The following is a 12,814-nucleotide window of genomic DNA, read 5'->3' as shown; positions in this document are numbered from 1 at the left end:
GTCACGACTTTCTTTCAGCACCGATGAGGACGAAGCACATGGTCGCGGGCTTGTCGCCCTTGTTGCGCCAGGCGTGGCGCGTGCCGCATTGGACGACGACGTCGCCCTGCTTCAGCAGCGTTTCGGCGCCGTCATCGAGTTCAAGCCACACTTCACCGTCGAGTACGATGTCATAGTCGATGGTATCTGTAGTGTGCATCCCGGGTGCATCAGGCTCGAACGCCTGGATCAGGCCGGGGATGTGCATCGCCTGTTCCTCAACCGCGGCCGCTGGATCGATGGTTGCGAATACCGAGTCTGGCGGAAAGACGACGATCATCAGCTTCGTCTGGCCCGGTTCGGGGGTGATCAGGATTTGCGGCGGCGCCTGCTCCGCATGACTTTGCGGAAGGCTGGGTTTCGCCGAAGTTGCATAAAGGACCGAGGTAAGGTGGCCCGGCACAGAGCCGTACACATGGGCATTGGGTGCGGGGCCGTCGCTGATGAACACTGACCTGCCGTTACTAATCCCTGTGACGACGCGCCGGGGTATGCGCAGTTGCGTTGCCCTATTCATAGATCAAGCCCTTCGCCTCAAGCTGCGGACGCATGTTGTTAATGTCGAGGCTCAGTTGGCCTCTCTCGTAGAGACCGCGCTTTTCGTCTTCCATTTTCTGGCGTTGGCGCGCCTTTTCGAGGACCATCGCGGCCTCATCGCGCTTGACGACACAGACACCATCGTCGTCGGCGACGATGACGTCGCCGGGTTCGATGTGGGCTCCGGCGCAGACCACGGGGACCTGGACGTTCGCGAGCGTCTCCTTGACCGTGCCTTGGGCCGATATTGCCTTCGACCAAACGGGAAAGTTCATGGACCGCAGGTCAGCGACATCGCGTACGCCGGCATCGATCACGAGTCCCAGAATTCCGCGAGCCTTGCACGATGTCGCGAGAAGATCGCCGAAATATCCGTCCGTGCACGGCGAAGTTGGTGTGACGACCAGGATGTCGCCGGGCTGCGCGACCTCAAGCGCGACATGGATCATCCAATTGTCACCCGGTGGCACCTCGCATGTGAGCGCCGTGCCACCGATGCGCGAGCCGTCGATCACGGGGCGCAGATGCGGGGCCAGCAATCCCTTCCGGCCTTGCGCTTCATGGACTGTAGCGACGCCGAGCTTACCCAAGGCTTCGCATGTCTCGCGATCCGTTCGCGGTGTCTTGGTCATTACCTTCATTGGGAACCTCTCGAGATGGAATCAAACGTGATTCAACCAGCCGACCGCGCCTTGGAGGAAACTGCGATCAAACACGCCTGCGGCGCTGGATCTGGCTGATCCGTCAAGCAGGTTGGCGCGGATCATCAAGTCGACCGTGGTATCCATGGCACGTTGCGGAATGGACAAATCGCCGGGCCACATACCCATGTCGCGCATGTAGTGGAGGCCGCGCGAGGCGAGTTCGGTGTCGTCCTTCGTGGTAATGCGCTGGAAAATCGGAAGCGTGATTTCTTCGCGGCTCGGGTCGTTCGTGATCGAATAGGCCTCGAACAATGCCTTGAGGAAACGGCCGACCACATCACGGTTACGATCCAACCAGCTTTTGCGGCCAATGACAGCGGCGAAGACGATCTCGGGGATGACATCATTGATCTCGCCGATCAGGTTGTAGCCATCACGTTCAGCCAGGAAATTCCATGGCGCGGGCTGCGGGGCGCAGTCAATTTCCCCCGTCTGCAGGGCTTCCCAGCGCTTGGTGTGGATGCCGGCGAGTTCGAATTCGTAGTCGCCGGGATACCGCAGGCCTTCCTGGGACAGCAGCATCTGGGTGTAGATCGCCGTGCCCTCTGTCAGCGACGATGTGCCGACCTTTTTGCCCTTGAGGTCCTCGATCCTCTTGATCGAAGGCTGAGCGACCAGCGACATCGGCAGGCGATTGGCATTCGAGGCGATGACCCTGAGTTCGCCGCCTTTGACGAAGTTCGAGACGGCACCTTCAGGTGGCGTTATCGCAAGATCGGCCTCGCCTTCGACAACCGCGGTGGTCGCCTTGTCGACGGTGCCCATCTTCTTGTATTCGATCACCAGCCCGTGCTTGGCGAAAATTCCATGCTCTTCGGCCACGAAGACCGGGAGCCAGTTGAACCCTTGCGCCCCGCCCGCGAGGCTTAGACTTTGGCTGGAAGCCATATGTTTTCTCCCTGACAATTTCGAGGCTTCAAAGGCCGCGCTTGCGCAACCGCTCATCCAGAAGCGGATAGACCCGACGTGCGTTTCCTTCGAAGACTGCGTGTCTTTGTTCGTCATCAAGCGTGAGCTGGTCGATGTATCTCTTGGTGTCGTCGAACGGGTGCCCCGTCTCCGGATCGATCGCCTTGACTGCGCCGAGCAGCTCGGATCCGAACAGGATGTTCTTGGTGTCGACGACGCGGAAGAGCGTGTCGATGCCCGCCTGGTGATAGACGCAGGTGTCGAAGAACACATTGTTCATGAGGTGCGTGTCGAGGCCCGGCTTTTCGAGCATGATCGACAGGCCGCGATAACGGCCCCAGTGATACGGCGCAGCCCCGCCTCCGTGCGGTATGATAAGCTTGAGTTCCGGATGGCGCTCGAACAGCTCTCCCTGAATCAACTGCATGAATACCGCCGTATCCGCGTTGATGTAGTGCGCACCCGTCATGTGAAGGCACCGCTCGCAGGAACTCGAAACGTGGATCATCGCTGGGACCCTGAGGGCGACCATGGCCTCCCACATAGGGTCCCACCATGGATCGTAGATCGGCGGCGCGCTCCAACGCCCGCCTGACGGGTCGGGGTTGAGATTACAGCCCACAAAGCCGCTTTCGACGCAGCGCTCCAACTCCTCGATGACATCAGACAGGTCGCCATCAACTGTTTGGGGAAGCTGGCAGACGGCTGCGAAATTATCCGGGAACATGTCGACGATCCGGCCGACATTGTCGTTCGACAGGCGCGACCATTCCTTGGCGACCGACGGTCCCGGCACGTGATGACCCATGCCGGAGGCGCGCGGGCTGAGAAGCGTCACGTGCGAACCGCGCTCGCGCTGAATTTTAAGCTGGTTCGCCTCGATAATGTCGCGCAGTTGCTTGTCGGGTATCCCCGGATAGATCGGCGGCTCGGAGGACTTGCCTTCCGCATAGGCGACTTGCGCCGTTCGGAAGGCATGGTGCTCTGGTGGTTCCGTCGTGAAGTGGCCGTGGCAGTCGATGATCAAAGACATCATCCATTCCACTTCGCAGGAAGGTCGGAGATGCCACGGAACCGCCAGCCCTTGCCTGTGATCTCCCGCGAAGTATCGAGACGAAGATCGGGCAACTGCCGGAACACCTCGGCAAGCGCAATCTCACCCATCGCACGCGACAGGAAGTGGCCGGAACAGAAGTGCGGACGGAAGCCGAATGACAGGTGCTGCTTCTTCTTGCGGAACATGTCGAAACGGTCGGCATCTTCGAAACGCGTCTCATCGCGGTTGGCCGACCCCATGACAATAGCGACGGATGCCCCCTCTGGGATGACCGTTCCGGCGATCTCGAAATCTTCCTTGGCGATGCGCGGTGTTACGCCGATCGGGGCGATCCAGCGCAAGCCCTCATCGAAGGCGCGCATCGCGTTTTCCTGCGGCTGCTCGGCCATAAGCTTCGCCTGGTCGGGATTCGAAAGAAGACCCGTGCAGGCATTCGCCGCCGCATGCCCCGGCTCCTGGAGACCGCCAAGGATGATGACGCGCATGGTCGGAGAAATCTCCTCCCAGCTGCGAACCTCGCCCTTTGCCATGCCGCCATACATGACATGGCTGAGCAGCGAGTGGTTGGGCTTTGATAGGCACGCCTGGTAAAGATCGCCCATCTGCTTGTCGATGTCGGCGAGCGCGTCGTCCAGTCGCTTCCATATGGCCGGATCATTGCTGACGTTCTGCAGGCCGAGCGCCATCGCGTGAAACCACTCGACGAGGGTTTCGTTTGGCGTCTCCGTCAGGCCGATGACGTCGCCAATGCACCGCACCGAGATTGGCTCGAAGAGTTCCGTTGTCAGGTTCGCTTCGCCATTCTTCTTGATGGAGTCGATATAACGCTGCACGACCGGGCGCGTCAGACCTTCGACGAACGAGCGCACGCGTTCCTGCGTGAGATTTTCGTCGATACCCTGACGGAGGCACTGGTGATCTTCACCAGACATGGTCAGGACGTTCGGCATGCCCATGACGCGAGCTTCCGGACGGTCGGCTGAGCCCGACGGTCCAAACACCTTGTCGTTGCCGCCGATCGTGCGGCAGTCGTCGAACCGCGTAATGAAATATTCTTTCGTGCCTTCGAAGAAGGCCACAGGCTCCTCCGCGCGAAGCCTCGCGTAGACGGGATAGGGATCCCTATAGAGATTTTCGCCCGTCAGTTCGGTGTGCGTTCCCGTCATTGATTTCCTCCCTCACCCGCGTCGCGGGGTCTTCGCCAATCCGCCACCATGTTCTCCAACCCGGCGGCATGCATTTTCAGGACGTTCCTTTGGAGCAATCGCCACGCGATTGATGCTTGACATACCGAAACGTCTTCGGATACTGATAGGTATCCAAAGCGAGGTTGGCTGTCAACAAGAGAAATCGACAGGCCGTGGAGAGACCGCTTCGGAAGGGAGGAAATCAGTGAGCAACAGCAGCATCGCCGAGGTGCGCCTTGTGCTTGAGGCGCGGGATGTCTCCGTGCAGTTTGGCGGCGTCAAAGCCCTGACCAATGTGTCGGTTTCCGTGAAGGCAGGAGAAATCTGTGGCTTGATCGGGCCGAACGGAGCAGGCAAATCGACATTTCTCAACGCGGCGACCCGGCTCGTAAATTACACAAGCGGATCCATCATGCTTGGCGGTCAGCCACTCGAAGGCGTCGGTTCGCGCGAGATGATCGGAATGGGCATCGCGAGGACCTTCCAGAACCTCGGTATCTATGGCTCGATGACCGTTCTGGAGAATGTCATGCTCGGGGCGCATCACCGGTTTGGCGGCAAGTTCGCTCAAGCGATCTTCGCTCCATCTCGGATAAGGGCGGAGGAACGGTCTGCACGCGAGAAGGCTATGGCGGTGCTTGAAGAGGTCGGCATGGTCGAGCTCGCCGCGCGCGCGGCCGGATCGCTTTCCTATCCCCTGCAGAAGCGTATGGAGATCGCTCGCGCGCTTGCCGCCGAGCCTAAAATTCTTCTGCTTGACGAACCCGCCGGCGGACTGACGCACGGCGAGGTCCACGAATTTGGGTCGCTCGTCGATGGCATCCGACGCAAGCGGAACCTCTCCATTCTTCTCATCGAGCATCACATGGGGCTGGTCATGAGCCTTTGCGACCGGATCGTTGTCTTGCATCTGGGTCGCAACTTGGCCGAAGGCACCCCTTCCGAAATCAAGTCCAACGACGCGGTGATTGCCGCCTACCTCGGGAAGGCGGCATGACGCTGGATCTCAAGAACCTCTCCGTGTTCTACGGCAAGACGCAGGCACTGTTCGACTGTTCTTTCTCAGTGGGAGAAGGCGAATTTGTCGCCCTGCTCGGCTCCAACGGGGCTGGGAAGACGACGCTGCTGCGTGCCGTTTCCGGACTGCTCCCATTCAAAGGCTCGATTGCCTTTTCTGGAATGGCGCTCGACAAGATCGTCGCGCAGAAGCGCCTTGCGCTCGGCATTGCTCACATACCCCAGGGGCGCGGGACTTTCTCCGAGTTTACGGTCGATGAAAACCTCTCCCTCGGGGCAACGATCGTGTCGAACCGATCACAAGTGAGAGAGGACAAGGACCGCTGGTACGAGACATTCCCGCGTCTGCGTGAACGGCGCGATCAGCTTGCGGGAAACCTTAGCGGTGGGGAACAGCAGATGCTGGCTGTCGCACGCGCGCTCATGTCTCGTCCGAAGCTTCTGATGTGCGACGAACCATCGCTCGGGCTCGCCCCTTCGATCACTCAGGAAATCCTGGCGATTTTCAAGACGCTCAACAAGGATCACGGCATGACGCTGCTCGTGGTCGAGCAGAATGTCGACATCACCCTTCAATATGCCGACCGGGCCTTCGTTATCGAGGCCGGCCAGATTGTGGCAAGCGGTGCGGCAACCGAGCTGATCGCCAACGAAGACATCAAGAAATCTTACCTGGGAGTTGCCTGATGAGCCTCTTCTTCCAGCTCGTCGTCAGCGGCCTGACCACGGGCGCAATTTACGCGGCGCTCGCCCTGGCGCTCGTCCTCATCTTCAGGGCAACCAACGTCGTCAACTTCGGCCAGGGCGAGATGGCGACCTTTTCCGCCTATGTCGCCTGGCAGTTGATGCAATGGGGTGCGCCGCTCTGGCTCGCCGTCCTCGCGAGCCTCATTGTGGCGTTTGCTATTGGGATTGTGACTTTCCGCTTGATTATCCGGCCGATGTTGAGCGCTCCCGTGGAGGCGGTCGTCGTCATCACCCTTGGCATCCTCGTCCTCTTCCAAGCGGCGTGCATGTGGATGTGGGGCGCCGAACAACTCTCGTTCCCAAGCCTCTTCCCTGACGGCGGTTGGGATATCGGCGGCGTTCGCGTGCTCGCTTCCGCCATCGGCACGCTAACGATCCTTTTTGTTATCGCTTTGGCGATGGGCTTTATCTTCCGGTTCACCAGGCTTGGCCTATCGATGCGTGCGGCGGCTTTCGACCATGCCCGAAGCGTACTTGTCGGCGTGAATGTCGAACGCATGCTGATGTTGGGCTGGGGTTTTGCCGCCGTTATTGGGGCACTTGCCGCAATCCTGATTGCCCCTCGGCTCTTCCTCAGCCCGACGATGATGACGCCAATCCTCTTTTACGGGCTCGCTGCAGCAACGCTCGGCGGCTGGGACAGTCCGCTTGGCGCAATCGTCGGCGGCCTCGCCGTCGGCGTCGCCGAGAGCTTAGGTGCCAGCTACCTCTCGTTCATCGGCGCCGACATGCGCATCGCCGTGCCGATCGCCCTCACGCTCATCATCCTGCTCGTGAAGCCCGTCGGCCTGTTCGGATCCTACAAGGTGACAAAACTATGAATGACGGATTCCGCGCGGCGGCTCTCAAGTTCGGTCTCTTTGCGATCGTCGCGATCCTTATCCCAGTCTTTGTGCCGGGATACGCACTTCAGCAGGTGGCGATCGCGATCGCCTACGCCATCGCTATTTTAGGTCTGAACCTGCTAATGGGGTTCGCTGGCCAAATTTGCCTTGCGCAGGGAACGCTGTTCGGCGTCGGCGCTTACGTGACGGCGATCCTCAATGCCACCTACGGCATCTCGCCGCTCGTAACGTTGCCTGTCTCTGCAGCCGTGGCGGCCGTCGTCGGGCTTGCCATCGGCCTTCCGGCACTCAGGCTTCAGGGCTTGCAGCTTGCCATCGTGACATTTGGTATCGCGGCCGCGTTCCCGCAATTGCTGCTCAAGATGGGGAGCCTGACGGGTGGAGTGTCGGGGCTTCCAATCGATGCCCTCGAACCTCCGAGCTTCATGCCGGACAATCCCGAGTTGTGGCTCTACATCATATCGCTCACTTGCGCGGGGATCGGTGCCCTGCTTGTCTCGCTAATGCTCTTCGGCGACAACGGGCGCGCGCTCAGGGCACAGCGGGACAATCCACAGATTGCCCAAGCGCTCGGCATCAACCTGATACGTACTCGCCTTTGGGCATTTGCCGCAAGCTCGGCGCTCGCGGGACTCGGCGGCGGAGTGTTCGGGATCATCAGTGGTTTCATCAGCCCGGAGTCGTTCCTGGCAATCCTGTCCATCAACATCGTGATCGGCAGCATTGTCGGCGGCGTTACCAGTATCGTCGGAGCATTTCTCGGCGGCCTGTTCATGGTCTTCGTCCCGACCTGGGCATCTGACATCAACCTGAGCCTCGGCAATCTGATCTACGGCCTTGCGCTCATTCTGATCATGATGGTCGCGCGCAATGGGGTCACTGGCTTCATCGAAAAATGGCTCTCGATGACTTTTCGGAGGATGGCGAGTAGCCGACGCCAAATTGAAACAAGGGAGGAACTGATATGAGATTTATTTCTATACTGACAGGAAGCGCAATGCCGCTGGCTGTCGCGGTGCTGCTCGCGGCAAGCAATGCCAATGCTGCGGAACCGTCGCCGGGTGTTACCGACGACACCATTAAAATTGGTGTCACGGGACCACTGACTGGACCGGTCGCGGTCGTCGGCGGTGTCGCCGAAGGCATACGAGCGCGCGTCGAGCAGGCCAACGCCGAAGGCGGCGTTAAGATGGGCGACGGCAAGACCCGCAAGATCGATCTCATCATCGAAGATGATGGCCTTGATCCCCAGCGCACCTTGGCGAATGTCCGCAAGATGGTCGAGAAAGATCAGGTATTTGCTCTCGTCGGCACCGCGGCGACGCCAAACAATCTGGCGATCGGCCGTTACATCACGCAGAAGAAAGTCCCGAACGTTTTCATGTATTCCGGTGTCGTCTCCCTGAACGCACCCGAGTGGGAGGTTGGCTTCGTACCGTCGTTTTCAACCGAAGCAGACTCATTTGCTGCGTATCTTCAGATCAACAAGCCCGACGCAAAGGTGGCGTTCCTGTATCTGAACACCGAGACGGGCCAAACCTTCATGAAGGCCTTCGATAGCGCAATCGACGGAACGAACATCAAGGTGATCGAACGCCAGCCGGTGACATCGCAGGACCCCACTGTCGAGACCCAGCTAAATACTCTGAAAGCTTCTGGCGCTGATACATTGGTTATTATCGCCGCGCCCCGCCAGGGGGGCGAGGCCATCCGTTTCCAGTCCGAAAGCGGTTGGAAGCCTTTAACCCTGGTCACCAACTTGTCATCGGCGTATCCGGTTCTCCAGTCAGTCGGCCTGGAAAATGCCAAGGGTATCATCACCTCCGACTTCCTAAAGCCGATCACCAGCAATCAGAAATCCGGTGACGAAGGCGTCGATCACTATCTCGACGCCATAAAAGCAGCCAAGGTGAACTTCGTCTTCGCCAATACGATTGGCCAGACCGGATATGCAATTGGCGACACGCTCGTCCAGTCCCTCGAAAAGCTCAAGGACCCCACCCGCGAAGAGCTGATGAAGGTCGTTCACAACATGGACGGTTGGAAGAACCCATTGCTCCAAGAGGGCATCACAATGACAACCAAGGAAGGATCCGACATCTACCCCGTGGAGGCACTCCAGCTATACCAGTTCGATGGCCAAGAATACGCACCGCTCGGTGGCGTCTTGGACTTTGAAGGCAAAACATACGAATAGCTCCCTACCAGTGGGTGCCGGCAACCGGCGCCCACACAGGTGAGGCAGATTTGGCAAGCATGGGCGGCAAAATTTACCGGGTCCGATAGTTGAACGACGAGCGCGGGAATTGTCGACATCTTCGCGGCAGGACGGCGCTCTTGGTCGTCATGCATTCGTACGTCCCGATTGGTACTAAGGAGCAGGCCTGGAATTCACTCGTCAGTCGGATAACGACCCTGCGTGAGATTGAACACCGCCGTCAGGTTGACGATGATGCTGGAGGTGCACTCCTCCTTGTTGATGACGCGGGCGTCGAGAACCTTGCTGGCGCTGCGGAGGCGTGATGCGGCTCCCTGCGGAAGGGACAGATGGCGATCTTCAACCCGACGGGCGACGTAACCGGCAAAGCCCGCATCATCGAACGAACCTTTGACGGTGACCCGAACCCCTCGACACTCTCGGTGCAAAAGCTCCTCTTGGTTCCATGTTGGATGCGATGGGGACGCCGTTGTTTCGCGTTCGCAGGCGCTACCGCGCAATTGACATACCGCGCGGTCACCTCGCCTTGGCATTCCACCTGTTCATTTGAACACGGCTTACTGATCGCAGCGTGGATATCTGCCCATCCCCAAATGGGGCGGCAACTCTTCCTCCAACTCGTCAACGCGCTGCGAACTCAGGCCATGACCCGCACATCCTCATCACCCGTCAAAGCCCCGCTCCAACCTCGCTGCATGCTGCCCTAAAATTCAAGGCACTTGGAGTGGCAAATCGAGCAATTCGATCGCCACACAGTCGTCGATGATGGAAGGCTGCACCTGAAAGGCTGACAGAATTTGGCGCACGACCTTTTCAGGATGATCGTGCTCCTGCTCTTGCCGGAGAAGCGTTGTCATCGACGCGAGAACGGTGCCAATCATCATATCTCGCCCGATCGTGACGCTTTGCAATTTGAATTCGCCCGACTCGATGCCCTCCTGAACGGACGCCGTTGCGTATTGGAACGTATCCGAACCGAAAATGGGCCCGACACTGGAAAGGTTGACCATCGCCCAACCCCAGGAATGATCTTGGCGCGCGCGATGCAGGTAATAACGGATGGCCAGTGCAACCCGCATCGCGCAGATAGGAAGTGTTCGCATGAGCTCTTGCACTGCAACGTTGAACTCATGGCTCATTTCATAGGTGAGCACCTCGAACAGCTCGTCAATGTCAGAGAAATAGTTGTAAAAGGTCCCCCGTGAGATGAGGGCGATCCCACACACTTCTTCGATACGCGTTGACCTCCCGTTTGGACGGCCAAGCAGATGAAACGCCGCTGAAAGGATAGTCGCCCGGGTACGCGCACGCTTCTCCACGCCGATCTGCGCACGCCGTTCCGGGCTTATTTTCGTCGCCATGCCTGCTCGATTCCTCATTCAATCGCAGCGTATATAGGCCGGTCATGTCACGAAACCATTTTCAGAACAATGCATGGGATTTTTGGAAATCTTACCGATCAGCTCCGTTCGAAGCATGAGAAAATACTGTTTTGATGCAAGTAGTTCTGCCGACATCGGGACGTAAACTGCCTGCGATGAAGATGTGCGACATCGTGCCATGAACCTGCTTTCGACGGCCGCAACAGTTGCCGCCTTCGGAAGGATTGATCATGACGCCTTACGTTTTAAGCGCCAAAGCCTGGATCTCGCGGATGACCCTCCTACGGGAAGACCACAGTCTTCAGGCCATTGAGCATGACACGGGTTTCAAGATGCAATTTGACGGCCTTGGCGAGCACTCGGCTTTCAATATCGCGGCCGGTCGCGACAAGATCCTCCGGGCCCATGGCGTGATGCACACGCTCGACTTGCTGCTCGATGATCGGCCCTTCGTCCAGATCAGGAGTGACATAATGCGCGGTGGCTCCGATCTGTTTGACCCCCCTTTCAAAGGCCTGATGATAGGGCTTGGCTCCCTTGAAGCTTGGCAGGAAAGAGTGATGAATATTGATAATCCTTCCGAACAGGCGGCTCGAAAGCTCCGTCGACAGAACCTGCATATAGCGCGCCAGGACGATCAGATCCGATTGCGCATCGCTCATCAGCGTCAGGAGCTTTTCCTCTTGTTGAGCCTTCGTATCGCTGTTTACCGGCAGGTAATGGAAAGGTGCGCCCTCACGCTCCGCTGTCGGGCGGCAGTCCTCATGATTTGAGACGATTGCCGCAACCTCCGCGTTCAACCAGCCAACCCGGATTTGGTAGAGCAGATGTAAGAGCGCGTGATCGAATTTCGAAACCATGATGATGATCCGCGGCTTCCGTCCGACGTCGATCAACTCGAGCTTCATGGAAAACCGTTCAATCGGAGATTTCAGTGCACGACGAACCATGGCCTCCGTGACCGCTGTCGGGACAGAAAACGCGATGCGCATGAAAAAGGTGTTGGAGACACGATCCCAGAATTGATTGGAATCGGAAATGTTGGCGCCGAGCGCTGAAAGTTCAGAGGTCACCGCGGCGACGATTCCAGGCTTGTCTTGACATGACAAAGTCAAGACGAAGTTCTGCTGCACGGAGATTGTTTTCATTGCATAAAGCCTACTTCGATATGTGACTTGCCAGAAAGTCTCGGATCCATTCGGCCGTTTTTCCAACACCGCCGAATGGATAGAAATGCAAACAAACTGATCCGTGCTTGCTTGGATCGAGCCTTCTTATGAACTCCGCCACAAGCGCATCCGGGCCGGCGGTATTCAGAAGTTTCCGGATCGAGAGCCCGTATTTCGCCATGACTTTCGTGGACGCGCCGACGCCGCAGATCGTGGCGAAGCGTAACAGGGTTTTCACACTGGCAGGCCCTGGGACACCAATGCGTATGGGTGCTGTTATGCCCGCCTGGCGAAGGCGCCCGATCCATTCGATGACCGGTTCGGCATCGAAGGAAAACTGCGTCGTGATGTCATATTCCAGCCCAGCGGCGGTCAGGAGGGCATGTTTTTCCTGCAGCACCTCGAAAAGCACCCCGTCACGGATCTTTGGATGCCCTTCCGGATATCCGGCTATGCCGACCTTCCTGATTCCATGCTTGGACAACAGTCCCGAACGAATGATGGCCAAAGAATCCTCATATGGCCCGACAGGCACGTCAGGATCGCCGGCCACGATAAATAGACGATCGACGTTCGCCACGCTCACAAACAACGCCAAGAGACGATCCAATTCTGCAGCCGAGCCCAAACGTCTGGCGGAAATATGTGGCACCGGATGAAAGCCGAGCTCTTTCACCGTTGCCGCGGCTGCAAGGCGCGCGTCATGATTTTCATTGGGAATGAAGGCAATTGAAACGCATGTGGCCGGTGCAAGCAGTTTGCTCACATCTTGGAGGCCGGCAGTGTCTTTTCCTGTGATTTCGAATGAGTATCCGTCAATCAATGCTGCGCGTGGCGACATCACCGGTCGCACGGCAAGGGCGTCTTCCGCCATATCGATATTATGCATCATGCGATGGCCCCTATAGACGTCTTCGGAAATTGTCGACGATCCCCAGCTGGATCGCACAAGGGATGCGTACGGCAGACTGCCGCGGTCCCGCTGAGGGCCACTGGGCAGTGC

Annotated in this window: 13 protein-coding genes and 1 pseudogene; 5 read left to right on the top strand and 9 right to left on the bottom strand. The window is 58.3% G+C overall.

Features of this window, described 5'->3' with window-relative positions:
- Position 1 precedes the first annotated feature (1 nt).
- From ACMUVN_RS17925 to ACMUVN_RS17905, 5 genes are read right to left on the bottom strand one after another with little or no spacing between them, the layout of a single operon-like run.
- Positions 2-490: a cupin domain-containing protein gene (locus ACMUVN_RS17925; RefSeq protein WP_312865584.1), complete on the bottom strand. Its 489-nt coding sequence runs from the start codon at positions 488-490 to the stop codon at positions 2-4.
- A gap of 58 nt (positions 491-548) precedes the next feature.
- Positions 549-1,217 (bottom strand): 4-carboxy-4-hydroxy-2-oxoadipate aldolase/oxaloacetate decarboxylase, encoded by a 669-nt coding sequence (locus ACMUVN_RS17920; RefSeq protein WP_132576158.1) that lies wholly within the window; start codon positions 1,215-1,217, stop codon positions 549-551.
- Between the two features lie 21 nt (positions 1,218-1,238).
- Positions 1,239-2,168, bottom strand: coding sequence for an ABC transporter substrate-binding protein (locus ACMUVN_RS17915; protein WP_132576160.1), 930 nt, complete (start codon positions 2,166-2,168; stop codon positions 1,239-1,241).
- 28 nt (positions 2,169-2,196) lie between these two features.
- Positions 2,197-3,222, bottom strand: a complete 1,026-nt coding sequence (locus tag ACMUVN_RS17910) for an amidohydrolase family protein (protein ID WP_132576162.1) — start codon at positions 3,220-3,222, stop codon at positions 2,197-2,199.
- Positions 3,222-4,412 carry a cytochrome P450 gene (locus tag ACMUVN_RS17905; RefSeq protein WP_047613874.1) on the bottom strand — a complete coding sequence of 397 codons (1,191 nt, stop codon included), beginning with the start codon at positions 4,410-4,412 and terminating at the stop codon, positions 3,222-3,224. Before ACMUVN_RS17905 ends, ACMUVN_RS17910 begins: the two co-directional genes overlap by 1 nt.
- Before the next feature lie 226 nt (positions 4,413-4,638).
- Here ACMUVN_RS17905 and ACMUVN_RS17900 point away from each other — a divergent pair, with 226 nt between their 5' ends.
- Genes ACMUVN_RS17900 through ACMUVN_RS17880 form a run of 5 tightly spaced genes read left to right on the top strand, consistent with a single transcriptional unit; the run spans position 4,639 to position 9,239 of the window.
- Positions 4,639-5,430, top strand: coding sequence for an ABC transporter ATP-binding protein (locus ACMUVN_RS17900; protein WP_047613876.1), 792 nt, complete (start codon positions 4,639-4,641; stop codon positions 5,428-5,430).
- Complete coding sequence (locus ACMUVN_RS17895) at positions 5,427-6,137, top strand: ABC transporter ATP-binding protein (protein WP_063474714.1); 711 nt, start codon at positions 5,427-5,429, stop codon at positions 6,135-6,137. Before ACMUVN_RS17900 ends, ACMUVN_RS17895 begins: the two co-directional genes overlap by 4 nt.
- Positions 6,137-7,018 carry a branched-chain amino acid ABC transporter permease gene (locus tag ACMUVN_RS17890; RefSeq protein WP_132576164.1) on the top strand — a complete coding sequence of 294 codons (882 nt, stop codon included), beginning with the start codon at positions 6,137-6,139 and terminating at the stop codon, positions 7,016-7,018. Before ACMUVN_RS17895 ends, ACMUVN_RS17890 begins: the two co-directional genes overlap by 1 nt.
- Positions 7,015-8,010 carry a branched-chain amino acid ABC transporter permease gene (locus ACMUVN_RS17885; protein ID WP_132576166.1) on the top strand — a complete coding sequence of 332 codons (996 nt, stop codon included), beginning with the start codon at positions 7,015-7,017 and terminating at the stop codon, positions 8,008-8,010. Before ACMUVN_RS17890 ends, ACMUVN_RS17885 begins: the two co-directional genes overlap by 4 nt.
- A 29-nt stretch (positions 8,011-8,039) precedes the next feature.
- Positions 8,040-9,239 carry an ABC transporter substrate-binding protein gene (locus tag ACMUVN_RS17880; RefSeq protein ID WP_414815352.1) on the top strand — a complete coding sequence of 400 codons (1,200 nt, stop codon included), beginning with the start codon at positions 8,040-8,042 and terminating at the stop codon, positions 9,237-9,239.
- A gap of 206 nt (positions 9,240-9,445) precedes the next feature.
- On the opposite strand, the pseudogene ACMUVN_RS17875 reads toward ACMUVN_RS17880, so the two are convergent.
- From ACMUVN_RS17875 to ACMUVN_RS17860, 4 genes and pseudogenes are all read right to left on the bottom strand, one after another.
- A pseudogene (locus ACMUVN_RS17875) lies at positions 9,446-9,553 on the bottom strand (3-oxoacyl-ACP reductase); the annotation flags it as partial.
- A 417-nt stretch (positions 9,554-9,970) separates the two neighbouring features.
- Positions 9,971-10,621: a TetR/AcrR family transcriptional regulator gene (locus tag ACMUVN_RS17870; protein WP_414815351.1), complete on the bottom strand. Its 651-nt coding sequence runs from the start codon at positions 10,619-10,621 to the stop codon at positions 9,971-9,973.
- 302 nt (positions 10,622-10,923) lie between these two features.
- Positions 10,924-11,790: a formyltetrahydrofolate deformylase gene (gene purU, locus ACMUVN_RS17865; RefSeq protein ID WP_132576172.1), complete on the bottom strand. Its 867-nt coding sequence runs from the start codon at positions 11,788-11,790 to the stop codon at positions 10,924-10,926.
- Positions 11,791-11,800: 10 nt separating this feature from the next.
- Positions 11,801-12,703 carry a methylenetetrahydrofolate reductase gene (locus tag ACMUVN_RS17860; protein WP_246780748.1) on the bottom strand — a complete coding sequence of 301 codons (903 nt, stop codon included), beginning with the start codon at positions 12,701-12,703 and terminating at the stop codon, positions 11,801-11,803.
- Positions 12,704-12,814: the final 111 nt, after the last annotated feature.

This window comes from Rhizobium sp. IY2, assembly GCF_047532935.1.
GTDB classification, from domain to species: domain Bacteria; phylum Pseudomonadota; class Alphaproteobacteria; order Rhizobiales; family Rhizobiaceae; genus Rhizobium; species Rhizobium anhuiense.
This window is presented reverse-complemented; position numbering and strand designations above follow the sequence as displayed.